This is a genomic window from Nostoc sp., assembly GCF_036919895.1.
GTDB lineage: Bacteria > Cyanobacteriota > Cyanobacteriia > Cyanobacteriales > Nostocaceae > Nostoc.
Genome location: NZ_JBALBW010000052.1, coordinates 42,082 through 66,477, shown reverse-complemented (window position 1 = coordinate 66,477; position 24,396 = coordinate 42,082). Strand labels below are relative to the sequence as shown.

24 protein-coding genes are annotated in these 24,396 nt (G+C 42.1%); 17 read left to right on the top strand and 7 right to left on the bottom strand.

Annotated elements, in window-relative coordinates; translation table 11 throughout:
- Window positions 1-405 precede the first annotated feature (405 nt).
- The 6 genes from V7K55_RS09495 (at window position 406) to V7K55_RS09470 (ending at window position 5,822) form a co-directional block, all read left to right on the top strand.
- On the top strand, window positions 406-918 hold the full coding sequence (locus V7K55_RS09495) for an RNA recognition motif domain-containing protein (RefSeq protein WP_334830502.1): 513 nt from the start codon (window positions 406-408) through the stop codon (window positions 916-918).
- 391 nt (window positions 919-1,309) lie between these two features.
- The gene (locus V7K55_RS09490; RefSeq protein ID WP_334830500.1) at window positions 1,310-1,750 is read left to right on the top strand and encodes a SufE family protein; all 441 of its coding nucleotides are present in this window, start codon (window positions 1,310-1,312) and stop codon (window positions 1,748-1,750) included.
- 94 nt (window positions 1,751-1,844) lie between these two features.
- The gene (locus V7K55_RS09485) at window positions 1,845-2,756 is read left to right on the top strand and encodes an alpha/beta fold hydrolase (protein WP_334830529.1); all 912 of its coding nucleotides are present in this window, start codon (window positions 1,845-1,847) and stop codon (window positions 2,754-2,756) included.
- A gap of 452 nt (window positions 2,757-3,208) precedes the next feature.
- Window positions 3,209-4,180, top strand: a complete 972-nt coding sequence (locus tag V7K55_RS09480; RefSeq protein WP_334830497.1) for a CobW family GTP-binding protein — start codon at window positions 3,209-3,211, stop codon at window positions 4,178-4,180.
- A 217-nt stretch (window positions 4,181-4,397) separates the two neighbouring features.
- A complete protein-coding gene (locus V7K55_RS09475) occupies window positions 4,398-5,459 on the top strand; it encodes a WD40 repeat domain-containing protein (RefSeq protein WP_334830495.1) in 1,062 nt (353 codons plus the stop codon).
- A gap of 90 nt (window positions 5,460-5,549) precedes the next feature.
- On the top strand, window positions 5,550-5,822 hold the full coding sequence (locus V7K55_RS09470; protein ID WP_334830493.1) for a hypothetical protein: 273 nt from the start codon (window positions 5,550-5,552) through the stop codon (window positions 5,820-5,822).
- A gap of 227 nt (window positions 5,823-6,049) precedes the next feature.
- Here V7K55_RS09470 and mutS read toward each other — a convergent pair whose 3' ends face one another.
- Window positions 6,050-8,662 (bottom strand): DNA mismatch repair protein MutS, encoded by a 2,613-nt coding sequence (gene mutS / locus V7K55_RS09465; RefSeq protein ID WP_334830491.1) that lies wholly within the window; start codon window positions 8,660-8,662, stop codon window positions 6,050-6,052.
- A 343-nt stretch (window positions 8,663-9,005) separates the two neighbouring features.
- Here mutS and hemC point away from each other — a divergent pair, with 343 nt between their 5' ends.
- From hemC to V7K55_RS09450, 3 genes are all read left to right on the top strand, one after another.
- A complete protein-coding gene (gene hemC / locus V7K55_RS09460; protein ID WP_334830489.1) occupies window positions 9,006-9,977 on the top strand; it encodes a hydroxymethylbilane synthase in 972 nt (323 codons plus the stop codon).
- Window positions 9,978-10,110: 133 nt separating this feature from the next.
- Entirely contained in the window at window positions 10,111-11,550 is a 1,440-nt protein-coding gene (glgA, locus tag V7K55_RS09455) for a glycogen synthase GlgA (protein ID WP_334830486.1), read from the top strand.
- Between the two features lie 599 nt (window positions 11,551-12,149).
- The gene (locus V7K55_RS09450; protein ID WP_334830483.1) at window positions 12,150-13,238 is read left to right on the top strand and encodes an acyltransferase family protein; all 1,089 of its coding nucleotides are present in this window, start codon (window positions 12,150-12,152) and stop codon (window positions 13,236-13,238) included.
- A gap of 283 nt (window positions 13,239-13,521) precedes the next feature.
- Here V7K55_RS09450 and V7K55_RS09445 read toward each other — a convergent pair whose 3' ends face one another.
- Window positions 13,522-14,805: a HEAT repeat domain-containing protein gene (locus tag V7K55_RS09445; protein WP_334830481.1), complete on the bottom strand. Its 1,284-nt coding sequence runs from the start codon at window positions 14,803-14,805 to the stop codon at window positions 13,522-13,524.
- A 205-nt stretch (window positions 14,806-15,010) separates the two neighbouring features.
- Between V7K55_RS09445 and V7K55_RS09440 the strand changes: the two genes are divergently transcribed.
- From V7K55_RS09440 to V7K55_RS09420, 5 genes are all read left to right on the top strand, one after another.
- Window positions 15,011-15,811: a DUF1838 family protein gene (locus tag V7K55_RS09440; protein WP_334830479.1), complete on the top strand. Its 801-nt coding sequence runs from the start codon at window positions 15,011-15,013 to the stop codon at window positions 15,809-15,811.
- Between the two features lie 223 nt (window positions 15,812-16,034).
- Window positions 16,035-16,274, top strand: coding sequence for a hypothetical protein (locus tag V7K55_RS09435; protein WP_334830477.1), 240 nt, complete (start codon window positions 16,035-16,037; stop codon window positions 16,272-16,274).
- A 24-nt stretch (window positions 16,275-16,298) separates the two neighbouring features.
- The gene (locus V7K55_RS09430) at window positions 16,299-17,207 is read left to right on the top strand and encodes a HEAT repeat domain-containing protein (RefSeq protein WP_334830475.1); all 909 of its coding nucleotides are present in this window, start codon (window positions 16,299-16,301) and stop codon (window positions 17,205-17,207) included.
- A 106-nt stretch (window positions 17,208-17,313) separates the two neighbouring features.
- Window positions 17,314-17,613: a type II toxin-antitoxin system HigB family toxin gene (locus V7K55_RS09425; protein WP_265273077.1), complete on the top strand. Its 300-nt coding sequence runs from the start codon at window positions 17,314-17,316 to the stop codon at window positions 17,611-17,613.
- Window positions 17,597-17,995: a helix-turn-helix domain-containing protein gene (locus V7K55_RS09420; RefSeq protein ID WP_334830471.1), complete on the top strand. Its 399-nt coding sequence runs from the start codon at window positions 17,597-17,599 to the stop codon at window positions 17,993-17,995. The genes V7K55_RS09425 and V7K55_RS09420 overlap by 17 nt, the downstream gene beginning before the upstream one ends.
- A gap of 56 nt (window positions 17,996-18,051) precedes the next feature.
- Here the strand turns inward: V7K55_RS09420 and V7K55_RS09415 are convergent, their stop codons facing one another.
- The 4 genes from V7K55_RS09415 to V7K55_RS09400 all read right to left on the bottom strand — a co-directional run bounded on the left by V7K55_RS09415 (window position 18,052) and on the right by V7K55_RS09400 (window position 20,529).
- Window positions 18,052-18,657 (bottom strand): HEAT repeat domain-containing protein, encoded by a 606-nt coding sequence (locus tag V7K55_RS09415; protein ID WP_334830468.1) that lies wholly within the window; start codon window positions 18,655-18,657, stop codon window positions 18,052-18,054.
- Window positions 18,658-18,830: 173 nt separating this feature from the next.
- The gene (locus tag V7K55_RS09410; protein WP_334830466.1) at window positions 18,831-19,325 is read right to left on the bottom strand and encodes a bleomycin hydrolase; all 495 of its coding nucleotides are present in this window, start codon (window positions 19,323-19,325) and stop codon (window positions 18,831-18,833) included.
- Between the two features lie 85 nt (window positions 19,326-19,410).
- A complete protein-coding gene (locus tag V7K55_RS09405) occupies window positions 19,411-19,968 on the bottom strand; it encodes a bleomycin hydrolase (protein ID WP_334830464.1) in 558 nt (185 codons plus the stop codon).
- A 390-nt stretch (window positions 19,969-20,358) separates the two neighbouring features.
- The gene (locus V7K55_RS09400; RefSeq protein ID WP_442949078.1) at window positions 20,359-20,529 is read right to left on the bottom strand and encodes an NblA/ycf18 family protein; all 171 of its coding nucleotides are present in this window, start codon (window positions 20,527-20,529) and stop codon (window positions 20,359-20,361) included.
- 331 nt (window positions 20,530-20,860) lie between these two features.
- Here V7K55_RS09400 and V7K55_RS09395 point away from each other — a divergent pair, with 331 nt between their 5' ends.
- The 3 genes from V7K55_RS09395 to V7K55_RS09385 all read left to right on the top strand — a co-directional run bounded on the left by V7K55_RS09395 (window position 20,861) and on the right by V7K55_RS09385 (window position 23,222).
- Window positions 20,861-21,469 (top strand): phycobiliprotein lyase, encoded by a 609-nt coding sequence (locus V7K55_RS09395; RefSeq protein WP_442949077.1) that lies wholly within the window; start codon window positions 20,861-20,863, stop codon window positions 21,467-21,469.
- Window positions 21,466-22,011, top strand: coding sequence for a hypothetical protein (locus V7K55_RS09390; RefSeq protein WP_334830462.1), 546 nt, complete (start codon window positions 21,466-21,468; stop codon window positions 22,009-22,011). The genes V7K55_RS09395 and V7K55_RS09390 overlap by 4 nt, the downstream gene beginning before the upstream one ends.
- Window positions 22,012-22,454: 443 nt before the next feature.
- A complete protein-coding gene (locus V7K55_RS09385; RefSeq protein ID WP_334830460.1) occupies window positions 22,455-23,222 on the top strand; it encodes a phycobilisome rod-core linker polypeptide in 768 nt (255 codons plus the stop codon).
- Window positions 23,223-23,434: 212 nt separating this feature from the next.
- Here the strand turns inward: V7K55_RS09385 and V7K55_RS09380 are convergent, their stop codons facing one another.
- Window positions 23,435-24,352 (bottom strand): RluA family pseudouridine synthase, encoded by a 918-nt coding sequence (locus V7K55_RS09380; RefSeq protein ID WP_334830523.1) that lies wholly within the window; start codon window positions 24,350-24,352, stop codon window positions 23,435-23,437.
- Window positions 24,353-24,396 lie beyond the last annotated feature (44 nt).

The window sequence follows — 24,396 nt, the reverse complement described above, 5'->3', positions numbered from 1 at the left end:
TCAAAATATGCTCCCTTGAATCAAAAAATGTGTTTTATGCTACGATGCAGTAATACCAACGTCGGAAATGTATGCGCTAAACTAGCTACGTAGAAAATACCGTGGTAATGTAAGGAATGGTATTTGATTCTGCGAAAAAGGCATGGAAGAAAGCGTGTACTTTAGCAGGCAATAGGCTATTAAATTTACAATTCTTAGAATTAAGGTGTTATTAGCTCACCATAGTGTGGGCCTTTGGATTAAACAAGCTTGATCCCGACGAAAAACTGTATTGTATAAGTTGACAGTTTCGAGCAAAAAAAATTGGTTGATGGCAGTCTTGGTCAATAGCATCCATTTAAAAGCCAAAGCCAAGTAATTGTTTTCTCACCTTGCCATGTTCATTTAACTCTGGAGGTATAGTTCATGTCCGTTCGCCTATATATAGGTAATTTGCCTAAAGAAGAAATCGACCGTCAGGATCTGCAAGCAGTTTTTGCAGCAGAAGGTGAAGCTGTAACAACTAAATTAATTAAAGACCGTAAAACTGGCAAATGCCGTGGTTTTGGTTTTCTTACCGTCAATAATGACGAACAAGCTGACGAAATCATTGAAAAGTATAATGGTCAGATGTTTAAAGACACTGCCATTAAGCTAGAAAAGGCATTACCTCGCACAAAAGGTGAAGAGGGCGACGAGCAAGCTCCAAAACCAGTTAGTCTTACTGCTAGTAGTACACCTACTCCTACCCCTAATAGAGAAGGTAGCAGCCGTCGCGAGAAAAGCTCTAAGAAGCCTCGTCGGGGCGGTGGTGGCGGCGGTTCTCGTGAAAACAGCACAACTACAACAAGCGATTCAGACGCTATTCGTCCAGATCCTCGTTGGGCTTCGGAATTAGAAAAGCTGAAGCAGATGCTAGCTGCACAAACTACGAATTAATTCTTAAGGTAGAGAAATTAAAAATTAAAAGTCAGAATTTTTTTGATTTTTAATTTTTAATTGTTGACGATCGCCTAGCTGCTTAGTTAAAAGCTACTTGCAGCTATTTTTGTAAGTGTATACTGATACAACGTAAATTGTATAGAGTTGGTGTTAAAGCCTGCTTATAAAAAAATTAAGTTTTTGTAATTAGACGGATTAAAAACCTAAGTGAATATGAATGCGATGCCTAGGCAGGAATTATCTGGATTTGACAAGTTATATTTAGTAATGGCTAGCTTCATACTGCTAAAAGAACCAGATGCGCGTAGGCGCAGCCCGTCGTAGGCATCGCTCTCAAGATAATTTTAATCTACACTCAAGGTAAGACCGATCGTTTGCAGCTTCTGTTATGTCATCAACTCTAGATTCTTTGCCACCTGCGCTTGCTAAAATTGTCCAGCGCTTTCAATGCGCTTCTGAACCGAAGCGGCGTTACGAACAGCTAATCTGGTATGCTCAGAAGCTCAATGAGTTCCCAGAAGCTGATAAATTACCCGAAAATAAAGTTCCTGGTTGCGTGTCTCAAGTTTATATCACAGCAACTTTGAATGACGGTAAGGTTGTATTTCAGGGCGAGTCTGATTCCCAGTTAACCAAAGGATTAGTAGGGCTGCTAGTTGAAGGATTGCAGGGATTAACGCCAACTGAGATTGTCCAGCTTACTCCAGATTTTATTCAAGAAACAGGTTTAAATGTTAGCCTGACACCCTCCCGTGCTAATGGATTTTACAACATTTTTAAAACCATGCAAAAAAAAGCGTTGGAATGTAAGTTAGATTTACCTAGCTAAACTTGGTTATTAGTCATTGGTTATTGGTCATTTGCAAAGGACAAAGGACAACTGACAAATGACTAATAACGTAAAATTACTAAAATTTAGTCTCATGCCAACAAATTTATTATCTACTTCTACTGTTACTGGCTTTGGTGGAGTAGTTCAAGAATATCTCTGGAATTGGGAAAATCAGCAATTGCGCGTTGTTTATGAAACCCTTGGTAAAGGTTCACCGCTATTGCTATTACCATCTTTCAGCAGTGTTTCGACGCGTTTGGAAGTAGGCGAACTTGCTAAGTTACTAGCTCCCAATTTTCAAGTCGTAGCCATAGATTGGCCTGGATTTGGTGAATCTTCTCGCCCTAGCTTGGATTACCGACCAGAAATATATCAGCACTTTCTGGAAGATTTTGTCAAAGCTATTTTTAATACTCCCATTACTGTAGTAGCGGCTGGTCATGCTGCTAGTTACGTTTTACAATTAGCTGTGAAGCAACCTGCTTTCTCAAAGATTGTATTATTAGCTCCTACTTGGCGTGGCCCTTTGCCGACAATGGGGGCAAGTCAGCAGATAGCTGGCATTGTGAGAGAACTTGTGCGATCGCCTATACTTGGTCAAGCTCTCTACAAACTCAATACTGCCCCATCTTTATTAAGTTTTATGTATCGCCGTCATGTCTTTACTGACGCGGCTAAAATTACACCCAGTTTCATTGAGAAGAAGTGGCAAACAACTCAACAAGCAGGAGCGCGATTTGCATCTGCTGCCTTTGTAACTGGTAATCTTGACGCTGTACACGAACAATCTGACTTTTTAGAACTTGTACAGTCTTTAACCGTACCCCTCATGGTAGTAATTGGGGAATCTAGCCCTCCCAAATCACGAGAAGAAATGAACGCTTTGATAGCATTACCAGGAGTGAAAAGTGTTGTTATCCCTGGCTCTCTGGGATTGCATGAAGAATACCCAGCAGTTGTTTTAGAAGCAGTTCAAGATTTTTTGTTCTCTTCAGAAAATTAAATCCTCACGTCAAAATACAAAGAATCATTTTGCACATTGGTGCGATATTAAGATTATAGGACTAGCCCTTTCAAGACCTTTAAACCGCAGAGGCGCGGAGGACACAGAGAGAAAAGAAAGAAAAAGAAATGCGGTCACTCAGACTTTTTCTCTCTGCGCTCTCTGAGCGTCTGCGGTTCGTTAAAAAAAGGACTTTGACAAAGAGTGCTAACTTTAACCCAACCCTATTCACCGCAGGGTGGGTCGGCTTGTATGCAATAAGCTGTTACGCTATGTCAATTTGTGAATATCTATTACTTATTACAGATGCATAAAAATAAAATGTTTAGTTATTAAATTATGTAATTATTTTGCTGAAACCCAAAATAACAGCAAGTTCGCACAAAAATATAAAAAGATTTATCATAGGCGATAATGATTATCCACAAGGTGAGACAAGAGGAATTTAGAGTATGGTGGCTGACGTAATCAACAATTCAGTTCCCGTTACTGTTCTGACTGGCTATTTGGGAGCAGGTAAAACGACTCTACTCAATCACATCCTCACCTACGAACACGGCAAAAAAGTTGCTGTGATTGTCAATGAATTTGGGGAAGTGGGTATTGATAATCAATTGATTATCGATGCCGATGAAGAAATTTTTGAAATGAACAATGGCTGTATCTGTTGTACAGTACGCGGCGATTTAATTCGCATCATTGGCAACTTGATGAAGCGGCGCGATAAATTTGACCATTTAGTAATTGAAACAACTGGATTAGCCGATCCTGCACCAGTGATTCAAACATTTTTTGTAGATGAAGATTTACAAAGTCAATTATCTCTAGATGCAGTGGTTACAGTGGTAGATGCCAAGCATATTTGGCAGCATTGGGATGCAGACGAAGCCCAAGAACAGATTGCTTTTGCCGATGTAATTTTACTTAATAAAACAGATTTAGTCGCGCCAGAAGAGTTAGATGAATTAGAAAAGCGGATTCGGGCGATGAATGCGATCGCAAAAATCTACCGCACCCAAAATTCTGAACTCGGAATGGATGCTTTGTTGGGTGTAAAAGCCTTTGATTTAGATCGCGCATTAGAAATTGATCCAGATTTCTTAGGCGAAGATGCCCACGTACACGATGAAACTGTGTTTTCTGTAGCTTTAGTAGAAGCGGGTGCAGTCGATGGAGAAAAATTAAACACTTGGCTTTCCGAGTTACTGCGTACCCAAGGCCCAGATATCTTTCGGATGAAAGGCATTTTAAATATTGCTGGAGAGGAAAATCGATTTGTATTCCAAGGAGTACACATGATTTTTGATGGCAAACCCGATCGCCCCTGGAAACCAACTGAAACCCCCAAAAACGAATTAGTATTCATCGGTCGCAATCTTGATGCAGCCCAACTCAAGCAAGATTTTCTCGCCTGTCTAGTTTAAAAGGGGATCGGGGACTGGGGATTGGGTATTGGGAAGAATTTAGTCCTTATAGCGGTTCCCATTCAGATGCGGTATAACATTACATCACCAGGTGTAGGGGCACGGCAGTGCCGTGCCCCTACGGGTGTACCTCACGTAAACGAGAACCGCTATAAGTCTCCAGTCCCTAATCTCTAGTCCCCAGTCCCTAGTCCCCAGTACCCAGTACCCAATAAATATGAACACCACAACCAGCAAATCTAAGGAATTTGAACAACACTATTCGGGGACACTTTCAGATTATGTAACTGCGATCGCTTGGTCGCCACAAGGTCAAACTTTAGCAGCGACTTCTGCCGCTGGGGAAGTCGTTCTGTGGAATGATGGCGAACTTGCAACTTTACAAACTGGTAACGGTAAATCAGTAGACTGTCTGGCATTTTCGCCAGATGGAAAATTTTTAGCCGTTGGCGGACAAGATGGACAGGTGAAAATTTGGCAGAATACTGAATTAATCGCCACACTAGAAAATGCCCCTGCATGGGTTGACAAGCTAGCTTGGAATTATACCAGTAACCAACTGGCTTTTAGTTTGGGGCGTTACGTGCAAGTGTGGGATGCAGATACTCGTGAAATTGTCGTGACGCTGAATTTCGACAACTCTTCAGTACTGGGTATAGATTGGCGCATTGACGGACAATACTTAGCCATCAGTGGTTACAAGGGAGTGAAAATTTGGCATAGTCAAAACTGGGATGAAGAACCATACAACCTAGATATGACCACTGTCAGTTTAGCGATGGCTTGGTCGCCCGATGGCAAATACCTGGCTTCTGGCAACATGGATCGTAGTGTCACTGTTTTGGAATGGAATAATCCCGACCCTTGGGTAATGCGTGGCTTTCCTGGTAAAATTCGCCAATTGGCATGGTCAGAAGCTATCACTAAAGTGGGTGCGCCAATACTCGCATCTTCTAGCGTTGAAGGGATTGTGGTGTGGGAAAAGCTAGAGGATGATACTTTAGGTTGGGAAGCACGAGTATTAACAAATCATGTTGGTGTAATTAATGCGATCGCTTTTGCACCAAAAAGCTTCCTTCTCGCTTCTGCTGCTGCTGACGGGTGGTTGTGTTTGTGGAACCAAGCCAAGGAAGTATCCCAAATTATCACAGGTGTCTCAGCAGGTTTTTCAGCCTTAGCTTGGCATCCCCAAGGTAAGTTACTAGCCGCAGGCGGTGAGCAAGGTGAATTAGTTATTTGGTCAAAGGTTTTGCGAGGTCAAGGATTTGGGCGCAGCTAAACCCAAAAATTACGAATGACGAATTATTAAAGTTGAACCTCGGCAATTTATTGGTTATGCTGTATCACCAAAGGTATTTTTGGGTAAATTATGAACATAGTCAAACTGATTTTACTTGCTTGTCCCGCACTTCTGCTATCCATGCTAATGGTAGTAAATCCAGCAAACGCATCTAGCCTGAAATCTCTATATGCTACACCAATTGTTAAGGTAGCATTTACACGACAAATTCCTAATCTAGAAGCACCGAACTTGATGCAAGCATCTCATCCGATTAGCGATTCAGTTGGTTGTAATTGTGCAAGCTGTGTTCAGTCTAGATTTCAGTCGCTACAAGGTAAGTTGCCATCAGTCAATTTTTAATCCAGTTAAAAGTTATGAAAATTGTAGAGGTAGAGCATTGCTCCTTGGTATTAACTTAGCGGTAAAAAAGCGGTTATAAACTTCGTCTACACAAGGCTTTACCCACTTCCGTAAAACAACCTTAATTTTCTTTTAGCCCAGGTCACTGGGCTTTATTTTTGTAGCTGGACTACGTTGTATATATTATTTGATTAATACAGACAAATAATTAATCAACTGACAACATATCAATCTAGATTTTGCAGCCCCATCGCAATTTTACTATGTTTCTCAATTTGCCCCATTACTTGTTTAGCTCGTTGAATAACCACTGCTGGTAAACCCGCCAACCGTCCCGCTTCAATCCCATAAGATTTATCAGCACCTCCCGGTTGGACTTGATGCAAAAAGATAATTTGATCGGGTAATTCTTTCACTGTCACTTGATAGTTAGCCACATTCGGCAAAATACTAGCTAATTCATTCAATTCATGGTAATGAGTAGCAAAAATCGTTCGTGACCGAATATCCACTGCTATATATTCCGCCACCGCCCAAGCGATGGAAAGACCATCAAATGTAGCCGTTCCCCGACCAATTTCATCTAATAATACTAGTGACTTAGATGTGGCGTGGTTGAGAATATTCGCCGTTTCATTCATTTCCACCATAAATGTAGATTGACCAGTTGCAAGATCGTCTACTGCACCTACACGGGTAAAAATGCGATCGCATATTCCCAATCTAGCAAACTTAGCTGGTACAAAACTACCAATCTGCGCCATTAACTGAATCAATCCCACCTGACGCAAATAACAACTTTTACCGCTAGCATTTGGCCCAGTGAGAATAATTAAGTCAGGAGAAAGAAAAGGAATCTTCTCCTTCTCCTCTGCGTCCTCTGCGCCTCTGCGGTTCGTTTCCTCTCTTCCCAATTGCGTCGAATTCGGTACAAAGAAACCCGCAGGTAAAGACTGTTCAACCACCGGATGACGGCCATCAAGAATATTTATCTCTCTTCCAGACAACATTTCTGGACGACAATAACCTTGATGCACTGCCAACTCAGCCAAACCACACAATACATCTGCCGCCGCCACTGCACGAGATAAATTACGAATTATTTCCGCCTCCTGCGCGACTTCTTCCCGCAATGCTGTAAAAATCTCATACTCCAACTGATTTAAATCATCCCGTGCTGTAAGAATCCGCGCTTCTCGTTCCTTCAAATCTGGGGTTATGTAACGTTCCTCATTGGTCAGAGTTTGCTTGCGGATATAATTAGCAGGTACTTGGTCAGCTTTCGTGCGGGAAATACTGATGTAATAACCAAAAGTCTTGTTAAATCCTACCTTCAACGTCGAAATTCCCGTCTTAGCTCTCTCATCAACTTCTAAGTTGGCAATCCATTGCTGGTCTGCTTCTACAGTTGCCTTCCTCTCATCTAATAGGGGATTTACACTAGGACGAATTAATCCGCCTTCTTTGATTAGTATGGGTGGCGACTCCACAAGGTGCGCGTGTAACTTTTCTGCCAATTCTTCCAGCACACTTGGGACTTTCTGCAAAGCTTTGAGAAAGGGAGAACGCGCTTCAGTTACTAAGTGGGATAATTCTGGTAAACGTGAGAGAGAATCTGCCAAGGCTACTAAATCTCTAGCATTAGCTGTACCAGAACCTGCTCTTCCTGTGAGGCGTTCTAGGTCATAAATTTGCCGTAACAACTGCCGCAAATCTTGACGCAGGGGCGTATTTTCCATTAATTCTTGGATAGTCTCTTGCCGCGCCCGAATGCCTTTAATATCAAGTAGTGGTTGCAATAACCACCGCCGCAAAGCCCGCCCACCCATCGCTGTACTAGTTCTATCTAATGACCAGAGTAGGGAACCGTGAAAAGTTCCATCTCGAACAGTTTGGGTAATTTCCAGGTTACGGCGGGTTTGATTGTCAACAATTAGGTAGTCGGTGACAATGTAGCTGCGGAGTCTTTGGAGGGGAACTGTGTTTTCCTTTTGGGTATCTTCCAGGTATTCTAAAAGACCGCCAGCCGCACGAACGGCGAGGGGAAAACCATCGCAACCGAGTCCTTCGAGCGATCGCACCTTAAATTTCTGTAATAATCTAGGTCTAGCTTCGCCTTGGGAAAATGAAACTTGCGATCGCAAACTATAACAAAATGATGGTGGCAAACACTCCGGTAGATGGGGTGAAGTTTCCCCCGGACGCAGCAAGCTACCCAAATCAGGCGCATTTGTCGGAACTAACACCTCTGAAGGTTGTAAGCGCATTAATTCCTGTGTCAAATGTTCTAAAACACTGCCTTGAGTCGTGAGGAATTCCCCTGTAGAGATGTCTGCATAAGCTAAACCCCAATGATTTGCGGCAATTACTACAGCTGCTAAGTAATTATTGCGACTTGATTTGAGCATTCCTTCTTCCAGCAACGTGCCAGGGGTAAGAATGCGCGTTACTTCCCGCCGCACCAATCTCCCAGCAGCTTCAGAAGCATCTTCTACTTGGTCACAAATTACTACTGCATAGCCTTTTTCTACCAGCATTGTAGTGTAGCGTTCCCAAGCATGATGCGGGACACCAGACATCGCCACTCTTCCCTGTTCCCCAGCTTGCTTGCTAGTGAGGACTAATTCTAATTCTTGCGCTAGTTTGACAGCATCTTGAAAATAGCATTCAAAGAAATCTCCCACCCGATACAGCAACACCGCGTGAGGATATTTATCCTTTGTCTCGACATAGTGCAGGTACATTTGACTTAGCTTACTGCGATCCACCTGTAGATGGTCAGAAATAAAAGTACTTGCGTCGGGTTTGGTAGATGGAGTTTCAGAGTGAGAAGCGGTCATAGATGCTATTGAGTTACGCGCGGAAATTCCCCAATATCCGATGATAGCTTGATGTTCGAGATGAATTGCGATCGCTCAAGGATATTTTACCTGTTGGTGCGATCGCTAGTATCACCCTTGTTAACTAAAAGAGGCGGAGGAACAGGAGAAAGTTAGAACCTCGAACCTCATGCATCTACCTTAGAATCTCAAGGCTTGCAGTCGCCAGTCCCCAGTCCCCACTCCCTTTTTAGTAAAGAATTGTAATCCAAAATCCAAAATTCAAACCCCAAAATTCCCATGAGTCCCTGACTACGGTAGTCTAGATGAGAGTGAATTACCGCCTCGTTTGATATATTGTTTTATGACTTCAGTAGTTTCTAGTCCCCCACGCACTATTCGGATCGGCTCGCGCAAAAGCCAACTTGCTCTGGTTCAAACCTACTGGGTACAAGAGCAACTCCAGAAAAGCTTTCCTGACATCACTTTTGAAGTCCACACCATGTCTACCCAAGGCGATAAAATCTTGGATGTAGCATTAGCTAAGATTGGCGATAAAGGACTTTTTACTAAAGAACTTGAAGTTGGAATGCTCAATCAAGAGATTGACTTTGCGGTTCATTCCCTCAAGGATCTGCCGACTCACTTACCAGAAGGGTTAACGTTAGCAGCAATCACTGAACGGGAAAACCCAGCCGATGCATTAGTGGTGCATGAAAAGCATAAAGATAAACAAATCGATACGTTACCAGAAGGTGCGGTAATTGGTACATCTTCGCTACGGCGGTTAGCACAGTTACGCCACCACTTCCCGCACTTTACCTTTAAGGATGTGCGGGGAAACTTAATTACGCGGTTAGCAAAACTGGATGCAGGCGAATACGATGCCTTAATTTTGGCAGCAGCAGGATTAGAGAGATTGGGAATGGGCGATCGCGTTCATCAAGTTCTACCCAAAGAAATCTCCCTCCACGCTGTTGGACAAGGAGCTTTGGGGATAGAATGCCGGGCTGATGATAGTGAAGTGCTATCTCTACTCAAAGCAATTGAACATCCCGAAACACGCGATCGCTGTCTCGCCGAACGCTCTTTTTTACGGTCTTTAGAGGGCGGCTGTCAAGTACCTATTGGTGTAAATACAGAAATATCTGGTGAAAATTTAACCTTGACAGGGATAGTCGCCAGTGTAGATGGTCAAAAGTTCGTCAAAGATACCGTCACCGGACTTGCCAATAACGCCGAAGCACTAGGCATAGAACTAGCAGAACTGTTGCGACAACAGGGAGCGCAAGAAATTTTATCAGAAATCTTTGCGGTTATTCAGCGCGGTTCCTAAACAATTGGGCAAGCTGATGTGATTAGATAAGAATTGATCGCCGTTGCACTGATGTGCCAGACGCGACAAGTCGCGTTGGTCGGGATTCAGAAAGTTGATTTGACAATATAGACTCAGGGAAGCAAAAATTACCATGCGGATTCTATTTGTTGCAGCAGAAGCAGCACCCGTTGCGAAAGTAGGAGGAATGGGTGATGTTGTCGGAGCATTACCCAAAGTCCTGAGAGAAATGGGGCATGATGTGCGGATATTCTTGCCTTACTACGGCTTCCTGCCAGACAAAATGGAAATTCCCCAAGAACCCATCTGGTGGGGAGATGCCATGTTTCAGCACTTTGCAGTATACGAAAGTATTCTGCCTGGTACTGATGTTCCCTTGTACTTATTTGGACATCCGTCCTTCACGCCGCGCCGCATCTATTCTGGAGATGATGAAGATTGGCGGTTCACATTGTTTGCTAATGGTGCAGCCGAATTTGCCTGGAATTATTGGAAGCCAGATGTTATCCATTGTCACGATTGGCATACAGGGATGATTCCGGTGTGGATGCACCAAGATCCTGATATCACCACAGTGTTTACCATCCATAACCTGGCTTATCAAGGGCCGTGGCGTTGGTATTTAGAGAAAATTACTTGGTGTCCCTGGTATATGCAAGGACATAACGTTATGGCGGCGGCGGTACAATTTGCCAACAAGGTAAATACAGTTTCGCCCACCTATGCCGAGCAAATTAAGACAGCTACTTATGGTGAAACATTAGAAGGTTTGCTGTCTTTTATTAGCGGTAAATTATCTGGGATTATCAACGGTATTGATACTGAGGTATATAATCCAGAAAATGACAAATACATTGAGCAAACTTTTACTGCTGATACTTTAGAAAAACGCAAAGCCAATAAAATTGCTTTACAACAAGAATTAGGATTAGAAGTTAATTCCAAAGCCTTTTTTATTGGGATTGTAACCCGATTAGTGGAACAAAAAGGCATTGATTTGATATTACAAATCCTCGATCGCTTCCTCTCTTATACAGATGCACAGCTGGTTTTGCTGGGGACAGGCGATCGCTACTATGAAACTCAGATGTGGGAATTAGCATCCCGCTTTCCTGGACGCATGGCAACTTATTTACTGTATAACGATGCCCTGTCTCGCCGCATTTATGCTGGTACTGATGCTTTCTTAATGCCTAGTCGTTTTGAACCATGCGGTATTAGTCAAATGATGTCTTTACGCTATGGTTCTGTCCCTATTGTGCGCCGCACAGGTGGATTAGTTGACACCGTAAGCCATTACGACCCAGAAAATGCCGCAGGTACCGGTTATTGCTTTGACCGCTATGAACCGCTAGACCTTTTCACATGTATGATCCGGGCTTGGGAAGGCTTCCGTTTCAAACCGCAATGGCAAGAACTGCAAAAACGCGGTATGAGTGAAAATTTTAGTTGGCATCAATCTGCCAAAGAGTACGTGAAGTTGTACAGGTCTATTTTCGGTTTGCCAGAAGAAGAAGAGACACCACAACCAGAGGTAGTGTTAAACGAAGCAGTTAAGAGTAGCAAGTCCTGAATCGCCTAAATAAGTACTTTTTAGAACTCGTGAGAGCATTATTCAGATTAGCCTGAAAATGCTACTGACGAGTTTTTTTTGTTTCAGAAAATTGCGATTTGACAGTTTTTATAGTTTAAGAAAACCGTCATGATATTCATAAATATTGGTACTCTCAGCGATCGCCTGATTCTATAAAATTCGCTCAATGAGTCCACAATTATCTTTAGATTTACTGACGTAGTAGCTCATTTATATGGTACTATACCTCGGAGCATCCAGTTTTAGCAGATAGACTTTTTTAGACAACCCATATAGTGGGTTTATGGTACGAAATAATTATTTTTCTTCCAAAAGTGGATGCTCCCGTATACTTTAGCCAATTAATTGTACTTAGATTAAATAATATTAGTCATAGACTATTTCCAATTTAGAGTTCGGGAAAAGTTGCTCAAAGTAGTATAAAGCTTACATCATTTGCTCCCTAAGAATGTTACTTTCTCCTATCATGGTGTTTTTGAAGTTACAACTTGAACAGGGAAAGTAAAAGTATGCAACATCTTTGGCATTTATTGATTTAAATAATTTATTTACTTCCTACAACTAACCCTGCGAATGCTATGAACCAAAAATTAAATTTGCTACAGGTATATCGCGGTATCGCTGCTTTACTAGTAGTTCTAAGCCATAGTAATCAAATACTTTCTCATGAACTACAGCAAGATAAATTATTGCAAATATTTCATTTCGGTTGGATAGGTGTAGATTTCTTTTTTGTACTCAGTGGGTTTATTATATTTTATATTCATCAATCTGATGTAGGCAAACCGGATAAGTTTAAGTCTTTCGTCTTTAAAAGATTTATCCGCGTATATCCATTATATTGGTTCATTTTAACTACAAAAATTATAGTTTCTCTATTTAATCCTGAGAAAAATAACATTTTTCAGCGAAGTGCAGACGAAATTATCAAGGCTGTTTTCTTGCTACCTCAAGACCGTTCTATTCTAGATACTACTTTTATTGGTGTAAGTTGGACGCTGAATTATGAAGTTTTTTTCTATTGCATATTCAGTTTACTAATTCTGATAAATATAAAAATTTGCCAGCCAATAATTCTTGCTTGGATAGTTGGGATAATTTTCAACCTTTTTAATTTATTACCAATTGGTGACAATTTTCTGCTGAATTTTATATTTGACCAACATAATCTAGAATTTTTGCTGGGTTGTCTAGCTGCTTATACAATATCTAAATACAGATTTAAGTTTGCGACATCATTGATTTACGGTTCAATTTTTCTGTTGGTTATATCAGTGATAAATACAAAATATAAAGAATATGATGTTTCCGGCATCCCCCCATTAGTAGCTTATGGTATTCCATTCACGCTCCTGATTATAGGATCTGTTTATTTAGAACTATCAAAGACAATCAATATACCCCAAATTTTAATTTATATAGGTAATGCCTCTTATTCTATATATTTAGCACATGGCTTTTTATTAAAAACAACAGGCAAGATTTTTACCAAAATTATAGACAAATTAAATCTTCTTCACTTGATTCAAAGTCAGATCATATATTCCAATGCTCTTGCATGTCTGATTGTTGTAATAGCAGTATTTATAGGATGTTTAATCCATTCATATATTGAAAAGCCATTAATTACAAATCTAAGGAAAACGGTATTTACAAACATGACGTAAGACTACTAATTAAGGTTATCTCTTGAGTGAGACTTTAAAAGCAAACTATGCAATACCAATTCTTCATTAAAATGCATAAAAAGAAGTCCGCCGCCTGCGGCAACTCCCCAAGGAATTGGGGAACTTGGGAGGGTTGAAAATAATATGCAGCTTCACAGATAATTGGTATAAAGCTTTGTAGAGTATAGAGTAAAAAGAGTAAGGTTGAAGTTTTTTAACTTTTCTCCTTACCCTTTTTAATTACGTTATGTTTATTTACGCCGACCTATTTAGTCTGATTTTATCAAATAGCAATATTGGCATTAGTCGTTGCTTTCGCCCTAATTAACCAGTCACCATCATTAGCGCAAATTTCCCAACCGGAGGAGTCTCCTAAACGGTCTAGCGCTAATAAACAAGCGTATTTTAAATCCCAAATTGGGGTATTGAGGCAAATTTTGATTTCAGGAATTGCTCGTATATCACCCAATTCACCAAGAGCGATCGCACAAGCCGCACGAGATTTTTGAAACTGAGGTTCGCGGTTGTGCAGGTTTTCTATTAACAAATCGTACGCGGGAGCATATTTTAGCCAGCCGAAAAGTTTCATTACATGATAATGAGCGCCATAATCGTTATATGCTTTGTCGCCATAAGTTGTTAGGAGCGCTTGGGGTGCTTCTGCTGCATAGATATCTAATAAGGTTTTTGTCGCTAAATAGCAGCGGCCAAAATCAGTTTCGTAGAGTTCGTTAATGACAAAATCTAATCCAGGGGTTGCGTCATACTCATGTACTAGATCAAGGTTATTAGGATGATCGTAAAGTACTTGTTCTAAGTAAGGTTGAATTTCTGCAAAGGTAATTTCACCACTGAGAACGCCAGCATCCAAAAGCATCCGCAAACCTCGCAACCTAAACACCAGAGATACAGGACAACGAGCAATTTCTGGGATGGCTTTGTAGTAACGTGCATCAATCAAGTCTTGAATGCAACCGCGCCGGGCATTGACGCTGGTACTTTGCAGCAGCGCCATCACCTCAGTTATTTGAGAGTAATCACCGGTGAACCGACAAACTGTAGCGATCGCCGCACTACGAGTAGGTTCATCTTCAACTTTAGTAAATTTATTTACCCTTTCTAAAGACGACTGATAATCAGCATTAGCTAAGGTGTGAATAATTACTCGATAAATTTGACCTGGTTTATCTAATAGTTGCGCCACTTCTTCGAGAATTTCTGGATTTTTAGTCCCGATTTCCCCGATCGCCCACACGGTATTTTCAACAGTATAAATATCATCATCTTTGAGGCATTGCCGAATTACAGGTAAAGCTGATTCGGCTTGCAATCGCCCCAGACTTTCCACAGCCTTGCGGCGGACAATGCGATGATCTAACTCATCAGGGTTACTGGTTTCAATCGCCCGTACCAAAGCCGCGATCGATTGCTCAGTGGGGAAGTTAATTAAATGGGAAACAGCAATATACTTATCAGAAGCGTCTTCGAGTTGTTCTAATGGTGTATCGATAATTGCGATCGCTTGATCTTCTGTTAGCCCAAACATTTTAAAAAAACGTTTATCCATTGATCTATAAAATGGCTCTTGGATAATTGCTCAGAGGTCATGTTTACTATCGTACTAGGGATTGGGCATTGGGCATTGGATGACCAAAATAGTTAAGTCTAAGTTTACGTCAAAATAAAATCTGCTTACTGCCTACTGAGCGAGAATTGTAGGTAGAACAGCTACTTTTTATCTACGCAGCCATTTGAGGATGATAAAAACAGATATGAATAATTATTTAGAAGACTACGAATTTAATAACCTCGATTTTTACAGAAAAAATCACGGGTTACAGCTTTATTACAACTGGTCTGGGGAAATTTCGTGGCAAGAAACACCAGATAAGCCAAAAGAAAAATTGTTCTCTATTATTGGGATGAATGCTACTAAAGTATTTCTCAAACCCGATCCCGAACACGGCGAAGTTGGGTATCGCATCAATAGAGAGTTAGGTTTATTTTGCGACCCTGACACACAAGAAATTCTGCACTTTTGGAAGTCACCAACAGCAAGTCAACCAGTACCAGTAGTTCACATTGCTAACCGTATTGTTCAAGGTTCAGTCAAACCAAAGAAATTTGTTATACCTAAAGGCAAGGGATATATTACCTCCGTCATGGAAATTCCTTTAGAATATCCACATCCGTTAGCAGGAGATAGTAAATATTCAGATTATTGTCCTGGAGAAAAGTTTAAGGGAGTTGAGTACTTTATATCAAATACTTGCCGCCCCGATGCAACTGATGTTCCTCCTGCAAAGTGGGCGAGAGACTGTCCTTGGATGCCCTGGATGAAGTTAGGTTATGCTCATCCAGCTAAATTAAGGTTTGAAACAACAATATTTAGAGTAGATTCTTTTGAGCAGCTTCATCCAAGCTTGGTCACGTTGGTAAGGCAGAAAGTACCCATTTATGAGTTCACGCCAACAGAAAGTGATGAGCCGAATGTAACGAGCATTCAATACTTTAAGAAAAACTTTGATTCCTACTTGCGAGGAGATATTTTTCCGCTAGAGGAAACATCTTAAAATAATTGGGAATTGGGAATTGGTAATTAATTTTGAAGATTTCTATCAAAAAGCTTTACCAGTGGTAACGCGATCTGAGAAGATCGGAATATATGCATGTGTTAGCGATTAATTAGTTACCTCTTGCCAATCGTTCAATTTTATGTATCTGCTAAGTGCCAATCTTTAGCCAGTAACCAAATACAGTCGAACTATATAAACACGCATTTAGGAAACAAAAGTTATGGATGAAACTTCAGAACTTACAACAACCGATAACATAACCCCTCAAGATGTTGCAGAAGTGATTGCAGAACTTGAGCTATATCGGGAACGTCTAATCCAAGAAACTACAGAAACAGCAAAACGGGCGAAGTTGATGAGAGTGAATGTTATGGCAAAACTGGAGCCTGAGCTTTCCAAGATTGATTCTGCCCTCCAGGAACTTCGTAATCAGCAAGCTGCCCTGAGCGCCAGCAACTAGTAATCTATTTAGCTATAAGTCATAATGCTCAACTCCAAAACTCAATCGGGGGAGGATTCGTTAAATCTGTCCCAGGCAGAAACTGATGCAATACTAGCAGCAGTCAATGAGCAATTAGGCTTAAACTCCTTCAACCCTAATAATGAACAGCTACTCAAGCAGATGATTGAGAGTATGGGAGACTCACGGGGGATGATTCGGTTGAGTTTTGCAGAGGCGTTGGGTAAAGTCGGTAAACCAGCGACCCCTTTATTGATGGAAGCTGTAGCAAATCATCCAAACCCAGTTGTCCGCAGAGCCAGCGCCAAAACCCTGACACTGATTGCCGATCCGATCGCAGTTCCCACTTTGGTTAATGCCCTCTTAAATGATGAAGATACGGTGGTTAAAACCTCGGCGGTGGGAGGGCTGGCCAAAATCGGTGAGGCAGCTGTGCCAGCATTGCTGCAAATCTTAGCATCAAGCGAGTATCCAGAAAGTGCCAAAGGTCATGCAGTATGGGCGCTGGGATTTATTGGAGCAGAAGCGAAAGAGCATTTATATCGAGAAATTAACTCAGACTCGGCTGATGTTCGGGCTGCGGTGGTGGGTGCGATCGCAAAAATCGCTGAAGAAGGCACTGAAGAAGGAGCATTTCACATCCTGATAAACGCCCTCACAGACTCATCCCCAATGGTGCGGTGTGAAGCGGCATCTGCTTTGGGCAGTCTAGCTTATCAACCAGCGATTCCGAATTTCGTGGAGTTACTGCAACATGCTGATTGGGAAACTCGAAAAGCGGCGGCTCTGGCATTGATGAAAATTGGCGATCGCACTGCTTTAGAACCCCTGCAAGCCGCACTAACCCAAGAAGAGGAAGCAGGAGTTAAGGCGGTGATCGAGTTAGCGATTTCTCAAATTGAGAGACAGTTGGAGGAAGATGCTTGGCAATAAAGCGATGCAGGTTTACATCTTGACATTTTTCTCTCATTTTGAGAGTATTTAATTAGCAATTAGTTTTTTGTTGATTGATGGATATGAACAAAGAACCTAAAGACAAATGCATCTAATTGCGATTCGTAACCTCCGCATTGATGCTGCCCAGTACCCCGATGTCAAAAAGCAAACCGACGACTGGTACGCAACTGTCAAGAAGGTGGAATGGCAAAATTTGGAGGACGTTCGTCAGATTTATCGTGATGCTGAAGCAGTTGGAAATTTCACTGTTTTTAACATCAAAGGGAATGATTATCGCCTGATTGTCGGTATTGACTATGAAAACCAAACGGTTTACTACAAATATTTCCTGACTCATGCCGAATATGACAAAGGTAAATGGAAAAATGACCCTTACTTTTGACCAAGTTGCTTATAGTAGTCTGCTAGCTGAAGTTGCTCCCAAGGTAATTGAGACGGAAGAGGAATACGATCGCGCCCTAGCTGTGGCAGAGCGTCTAACGTTTTGCAAGAATCGGACTCCAGAAGAAAAAGCTCTGCATAAGCTGATAGTAATGCTGATTGAAGCGTATGAGACAGATAACTATCTAATGGATGAATCAGCACCGCATGAAATTCTCCAACACATTATGCAAGTTAGTAACACCCGTCAAGCTGACTTGGTGAACATCATCGGGTCAAGTGGTGTAGTATCAGAGATTGTGAATGGTAAGCGGTCGATTAGTAAATCACAAGCTAAGGCACTCGGAGATTACTTCAAGGTGACACCCAGTCTGTTCATCTAATGTATCCGTCGTACTGGGATTAATGAAGGTAGTTACATTCAAGAGCGATCGCTCTTTTATCTTTTATATTTAATCACCTGATCTAATCGGGGCAAAGCACTCACTGCTGATTCCCGAATGTATGGATCAACAGATTCATCATTTGTCAATGCCGTCAGCACTTCTACACCTCGGATATCACCCATCGAACCGAATGCATTAACGATCGCCACAGCCACTGCAACATTATCTATTGTTTTTAAAGCTTCAGCTAAAATCTCAAAGGCAGGAGAACCAATTTCACCTAGCGCCATTACTGATGCGATATAAACAACAGCATTTTGATCGTTGAGCGCAGTTTTTAATCCCTCTAAGCCCTCAGCCGGAAAAGGAACATCTGGATGGTTCGCAGCAACCTGTGCCAAAGCCTTAGCACAACTACCCCGAATAGTTGCATTCTCGCTATTTATTAATGAATCTACCAGTGATGGTACAGCATCTACACCAATAGCACCCAGTGCTTTTACCGCAGATCGACGGTAAGTTACATCCTCTTCATCCAAAATACCCATCAAGCGAGGAATAGTATTTTCATCCCGAACTTCAGCCAGTTCCCACATGGCTCGTTCCCGCAGATTGGGGTTGGGGTGTTTCAACTGTTCAAATAATGAATCTATTGTCATAAAAGAAAATTTTCTGGTTGAAATCCCCCAAGTGAAATCATGAATTACGAATTAGTAACAACTGAGGGACTCTTGGTCAATCACTCAACCAGATACAGGCAAAGCAATAGACTGAGAGTCCCTGAGTTTTAGAGTATAACGATCGCTCGTCTACGTCTAGTCAATCCCTATTACTATGAAAGGGAGTTGATTACATAGTCGAGGAGAGAGCGGAACTCAACCAACGCTTGAGGAGACATATCACGAGGAGAGCAAGCGCGATCGCGGGTGTAAGTCATCGCGGTAACATAGGGAGCAGTAGGCAGACCCAAAGAGCGATAAACTTCACGAGCGCCTGCAATACCCCACTCATCCAGAGGGCCAGTACCGCCCACAACTAAGCTGTAGTTGATCAAGCGTAGGTAGTGCTTGATGTCGCGGAGGCACTTGTCTTTCTTAACTTGGGTAGCGCCAGCTTCGCCTTCTTGGGTCAAGTAAGGATATTTCTTGAAGGCAGCATCATAAGCTTCTTTCGCTACGTTATCGATACCAGCAGCGAGCTTTTCAGCAGCTTCTAGACGAGCGCTAGCACGTTGAATACTACCTTGAACGGATTCTAGATCGGAGGAGGTTGGGAAACGACCTGCTGCATCAGCAGCTCCAATAACCGTAGTGATAACTGATTTCATTGCTTTTTATACTCCAGATTAGATTTGATCGAGTTTTAATTTCAGTTGGCTTGACTAATAGGCTTTAGCCGTTAGGAATTAGCAATTAGCTCAGAGCAGAAATAACGCGATCGAAGTAGCTAGCAGCTTCAGCAGCTAAAGCAGAGCAGTCGCCTTGAGGAGTTTCCAGTTTACGGAACCTTTTGCCAGCGTTAGCTTCTGTGTTGGTGTTGGTGATGTGAGCGACGCTGATAGCCTTCAGGATTTGGAAAGCTCGTACAGAAGATCCGGTGGGTACGCCCAAAGCTGTGTAGGTTTCTTTCAGACCGTTCAAAGCGCGATCGTCTAATACAGAAGAATCTCCAGCCAATAGCGCATAAGTTACATAGCGCAGAACGATTTCAGCATCACGTAGGCAAGCAGCCATGCGGCGAGTGGGGTATAAGTTACCACCAGCTTGAAGCAAACCTGTGTTTTCACAAGCAATCCCAGCGATCGCATCAGAAACCGCACAGCTAGCATTGCTGGCGATCGCATTCACTGCATCAAGGCGCTTGTTGCCTTCAGCAATGAAAGACTTAAGGGCTGCTAAGTCAGCACCACCGATAGCAGCGGTTTTGGCATCAGCCGCAATTACAGCTCTAGAAAAAGCATCAAGAACCATGAGTTCTCCTTAATATTCACAAATGGCGGATATTATTTTTGGCCTGTTCTCGATCAGAATTAACTGCGAGTAGCCAAAGAAAAACATAGGGGATTGTTAGTACCCTAGTCTTTACTATGAGAGACAAAGTAATAATCTGTAATATTTAATTTGGGTATTGGGCATAGGGAAAATGACTTTGGGACAAGGAGAAAGACTTGTTGCAGGTTCTCACTCATAATCATCTTCCAATTCTCCTCTTCCTCTTCTACCTCCCCAACCTCTTCCAATCCAAGAGGCTACACCAACGGCAAAGCTAAGTAAAAGTACCCAAAAAATTAAGACTTACGCATTCAAATGGAATTTTGCCACTGCGTAAGTCTTAAGAAAAGAATATTCTTTATTACTCAATCAAGCTTGTTTTAGAAGATGTTTAACTAAATTATCTTTTACCATCATCTGCCGTAAAACTTCTAATAAAAATTCCTGAGCCTCTTGCTGACTCAAGTTATTTACCTGGTCTTTCAAGTTCTTTAAGCGAAACTGTTGTTCTAAAGTTAGTTCGACTGGAAAATCCATCATTCATTCCTCTGATTGACTGAATCGAAGGTATTTGTTCGTACTGCTAATGTGATGACCTCGGTGTAGCCCGTCCTAGACATCGCTTTCTATTAGTTTAGCATTTCACCCATTAACCTGTCTACATTGTCAAGCTATAAAGAATCGGACTCATAAAAGTTTACAATTGCGTAATAACATTTCCATCTCAACCCTTTGTAGGGAGTTTCTTGAAGCCGATCGCTAATCGCTGTAATGTTTAGAATGTTTGTATACCAATAACTCTAAAAAGAAAAAACTCGTAAAACATCATCCGCAGGAGTCATAAGTAGGAGTCAGAAGATTGATAGACGCAATGGAATTTTTTCAGCTAAGTGCTGGTAAGTGGCGATCGCAACGGGCAACTCATCATCTGGCGTTCAAGCGCTCAGAGACGGGAGAATCGGATATACAGGTAGAAACTCTGGAAGCCAATCATCCAGAAATCATTGAACTGTGCAATTATCATGAAATTGACCCCAGCCTGTCAGTAGGTGGCTCGCGTGTGCGTTGGCTAGGCACAATGGCTTGGGATAGAGAGGGTGAAGATAACCATCAGGGAAAAACCATATTTGCGATCGTGCCTGATGGCGATAACCCAAGGGCCGGCAAATTACTCCGCGAAAGAGGCTATGCCGAAATTGTGCCTGTAGTCGGTCTTTTTCACATGGATGATGAAGATGGACTAGTGTTGACAACCGAATATGAAATAATGAGTTCCATTGAGAGATTCTGGTTTGCCAGCCCCAATATGCGACTGCGAACCAGTACGGTAAAACGGTTTGGTGGTTTCAGTACAGCATCGTTTTGTAGTGAAAGCCGCATCGAAAGTTCTGCTGAGGTTGCCAACACAGAACAGGTAACAGAAAGACAAGGGCCGGATGTTCTGGAAAAAAGACAATTTTATTCAGTTTTGGGCTGGTGAATTATCTCAAGCAGAGCGATGCTTTTATTCGTGGGCAAGATTACCTGCATCAAGTGCAGGGACTTGCCCTAGAGCCGGGGATGGTGAATGTGTTCGATAACCTGCGCGATCGCATCCCCATTTGTACTTGGATTGGCGAAAATATTTACACTGTAAACGCTCAGATCAATACCTACTTAGAAGTGTGTCATCAGTGCTTTCGTCCGCAAGAGCGTCGCCACATCCAAATTTTTGCAGTCCCCATCGCTCAATCTTTTGGTATAGACGGGCTGTGCAACATTCTCACAAATCCAATCACTATTCTGGTAGATGTCGGTCGAGTTGCACCTAAAGACTGGTTTGGTGTAGTCGTCCACGAATACGCCCATGCCCATCTAGGAGACTTTGGTCACAACCAGCAGTTTGCTAGCATCTTGTCTCATCTATGTTTAGGACTGGGATTAGAACCACCCTACTGGGAGGCAGGGATGGAGGCAACTTTGCGTAGCTGGCCTTACTGTAAATCAACCATAGATCCTCTGGAATTTTGGATAGGTCATTGAAGGGGGCAGGGGGCAGGGGAGAATTTACAGTAAGTCTTTTCCCAATACCCAATACCCAATACCCAATACCCAATACCCAATACCCAATACCCAATACCCAATCCCCAATCCCCAATCCCCAATCCTTCATTAATTTCTTTTGCTAAATGTTAAATTTTATTGCTCCAGTAAAAAAAAGTGAAACTCAATCTTCTAATCTGAAATATGTGAATAAAGTTTTTTAGTCATTTGCAGTAATTATTAAGCTGGAAATTGCACGATTTTTATTGATTAGCTAGGGGTTAAATACAACCAGCACTCTAATCATTTTTCCTACCAATACTTAGAATCACCCTTAGTTAAGTTTCGTGAAATTTTATCAGAATCTGAGGTTCTGATACAACTACTCCCTTAATATGTGATTTAAAGTTGTTAACTTTAATTAAGAACATGGAGGCTTTAGAATGGCAATTCCTCTGTTAGAATACGAACCTTCAAGTCAAAACCAGCGTGTAGCTGGATATGAAGTACCGGGTGATGAACAGCCCAGGATTTTTAATACAGACAATATCCTGTCTCCATCAGATTTAGGCGATCTGATTGAAGCAGCATATCGTCAACTTTTCTTTTATGCTTTTGCTGCCGATCGCGAAACATATTTAGAGTCTCAACTCCGTAATGGACAAATTACAGTCCGGGACTTTGTTCGTGGGTTGGTTCTTTCCAATACCTTTAAGAAAAGCTTTTACGATCTCAACAATAATTATCGCTTTGTTGAGCAAGTAATTCAGCGCGTTCTAGGACGCGACCCATACAACGAGCGCGAAAAAATCGCTTGGTCAATTGTGGTCGCTACCAAGGGTATTGTCGGCTTTGTTGATGAAGTTCTCAACACTGAAGAGTACCTGAGCAACTTTGGATATTCCACAGTGCCTTATCAGCGCCGTCGGATACTACCATCTCAATCTGCGGGTGAGTTGCCATTTAACATCAAATCTCCGCGATACGAAGATTACCACCGCACCAAACTGGGTTTCCCCCAAATCATTTGGCAGGTCGAAGTACGCAGATTCCTTCCACAAGAGCAAAAGCCCAAGGCTGGCGATCCGGCTCTATTTTTGTCTATGGCACAAAGTGTCAATGCAACAGGCAATACACCACAAAGAATCTCGTCATTCAACATCGATATCGAAAAGTCTGTACCTTATCGCCAGTTAGCTGGAATTAAGTAACGATTTTTAGTCAGAGGCTGTCTAGTACATCGCTTTGATCGTTTTATAGCGTGCATAAGTCTTGGGTTATGTAGGAGTTTCATTTAGGTTTAACTAGTGAAATAGACTCTATCCCATGTCTGATGCACGCTAGTTGTTAATGGGTATGGGACATGGTTTTTTATCAATACCCAATGTTTGTAAAATAGTGCTGCTTTTAGGTGTAGATGAGCTTAAAGTACAGTTCGTCTTTTTAGCATTTCCAAAAGTTTTGTAAATTGGGTGGGAGGGGTAGCTGTCACCTCAATCATCTCGCCAGAGATGGGATGCTGCAATCTTAGTCGCCAAGCGTGGAGTGCTTGACCGGTCAAATTTACGCCCACTGAATGACCAGAACTATAAACTGGATCGCCGACAATAGGATGACCCATTTTGGCGCTGTGGACGCGGATTTGATGGGTGCGTCCAGTTTCTAGTTGGAAGCGGATTAATGTATAGTTACCGAGGCGTTCTAGTACTTGCCAATGAGTGACGGCAGATCGTCCGCCTTGTTCAACAGGCATAATAGCCATTTTTTTGCGGTCTTGAGGATGGCGACCAATGGGTAAGTCAATTTTGCCATTTTCACCTTTTGGCGCACCGTAAACCACGCCCAAGTATTCTCTGCGTGCGGTTTTAGCTTTGAGTTGGGCTTGCAAATGATGATGGGCAACTTCCGTTTTTGCGATCGCGATCGCTCCCGTTGTATCCTTATCCAATCGATGGACAATTCCCGGACGTTGGACTCCGCCAATTCCTGGTAAATTGGGACAATGAGCCAACAAAGCATTTACCAGTGTGCCATCTGGATGACCGGGTGCGGGATGGACAACTAAACCTGCGGGTTTGTTGAGAATGAGTAATTGGTCATCTTCGTAGAGAATATCTAAAGGGATATCTTCTGCTAGCAGTTCTAGGGGTTGTGCTTCTGGTATTTCCAGAATGATGCGATCGCCTAGCTTGACATTGATCTTCTTAGAAGTGCAAACTTTATCGTTAAGTTGGACATTACCCTGTTCGATTAACTGTTGGATGCGCGAACGGGATAAATCTGGTAATTCTTGGGAAAGGAAACGGTCAATGCGATCGCCTTTAGTGTCGGTGCAGTGTATCGTATTACTGGAGGGAAGTAAGCTAAGTGCTGCATCCTCTACGT

What these genes read in the sequence shown, in the direction of transcription:
- V7K55_RS09495 (WP_334830502.1), top strand. Translation starts at nt 406, where the DNA reads ATGTCCGTTCGCCTATATATAGGTAATTTGCCTAAAGAAGAAATCGAC.
- V7K55_RS09490 (WP_334830500.1), top strand. Translation starts at nt 1,310, where the DNA reads ATGTCATCAACTCTAGATTCTTTGCCACCTGCGCTTGCTAAAATTGTC.
- V7K55_RS09485 (WP_334830529.1), top strand. Translation starts at nt 1,845, where the DNA reads ATGCCAACAAATTTATTATCTACTTCTACTGTTACTGGCTTTGGTGGA.
- V7K55_RS09480 (WP_334830497.1), top strand. Translation starts at nt 3,209, where the DNA reads ATGGTGGCTGACGTAATCAACAATTCAGTTCCCGTTACTGTTCTGACT.
- V7K55_RS09475 (WP_334830495.1), top strand. Translation starts at nt 4,398, where the DNA reads ATGAACACCACAACCAGCAAATCTAAGGAATTTGAACAACACTATTCG.
- V7K55_RS09470 (WP_334830493.1), top strand. Translation starts at nt 5,550, where the DNA reads ATGAACATAGTCAAACTGATTTTACTTGCTTGTCCCGCACTTCTGCTA.
- mutS (WP_334830491.1), bottom strand. Translation starts at nt 8,662, where the DNA reads ATGACCGCTTCTCACTCTGAAACTCCATCTACCAAACCCGACGCAAGT.
- hemC (WP_334830489.1), top strand. Translation starts at nt 9,006, where the DNA reads ATGACTTCAGTAGTTTCTAGTCCCCCACGCACTATTCGGATCGGCTCG.
- glgA (WP_334830486.1), top strand. Translation starts at nt 10,111, where the DNA reads ATGCGGATTCTATTTGTTGCAGCAGAAGCAGCACCCGTTGCGAAAGTA.
- V7K55_RS09450 (WP_334830483.1), top strand. Translation starts at nt 12,150, where the DNA reads ATGAACCAAAAATTAAATTTGCTACAGGTATATCGCGGTATCGCTGCT.
- V7K55_RS09445 (WP_334830481.1), bottom strand. Translation starts at nt 14,805, where the DNA reads ATGGATAAACGTTTTTTTAAAATGTTTGGGCTAACAGAAGATCAAGCG.
- V7K55_RS09440 (WP_334830479.1), top strand. Translation starts at nt 15,011, where the DNA reads ATGAATAATTATTTAGAAGACTACGAATTTAATAACCTCGATTTTTAC.
- V7K55_RS09435 (WP_334830477.1), top strand. Translation starts at nt 16,035, where the DNA reads ATGGATGAAACTTCAGAACTTACAACAACCGATAACATAACCCCTCAA.
- V7K55_RS09430 (WP_334830475.1), top strand. Translation starts at nt 16,299, where the DNA reads ATGCTCAACTCCAAAACTCAATCGGGGGAGGATTCGTTAAATCTGTCC.
- V7K55_RS09425 (WP_265273077.1), top strand. Translation starts at nt 17,314, where the DNA reads ATGCATCTAATTGCGATTCGTAACCTCCGCATTGATGCTGCCCAGTAC.
- V7K55_RS09420 (WP_334830471.1), top strand. Translation starts at nt 17,597, where the DNA reads ATGACCCTTACTTTTGACCAAGTTGCTTATAGTAGTCTGCTAGCTGAA.
- V7K55_RS09415 (WP_334830468.1), bottom strand. Translation starts at nt 18,657, where the DNA reads ATGACAATAGATTCATTATTTGAACAGTTGAAACACCCCAACCCCAAT.
- V7K55_RS09410 (WP_334830466.1), bottom strand. Translation starts at nt 19,325, where the DNA reads ATGAAATCAGTTATCACTACGGTTATTGGAGCTGCTGATGCAGCAGGT.
- V7K55_RS09405 (WP_334830464.1), bottom strand. Translation starts at nt 19,968, where the DNA reads ATGGTTCTTGATGCTTTTTCTAGAGCTGTAATTGCGGCTGATGCCAAA.
- V7K55_RS09400 (WP_442949078.1), bottom strand. Translation starts at nt 20,529, where the DNA reads ATGATGGATTTTCCAGTCGAACTAACTTTAGAACAACAGTTTCGCTTA.
- V7K55_RS09395 (WP_442949077.1), top strand. Translation starts at nt 20,861, where the DNA reads ATGGAATTTTTTCAGCTAAGTGCTGGTAAGTGGCGATCGCAACGGGCA.
- V7K55_RS09385 (WP_334830460.1), top strand. Translation starts at nt 22,455, where the DNA reads ATGGCAATTCCTCTGTTAGAATACGAACCTTCAAGTCAAAACCAGCGT.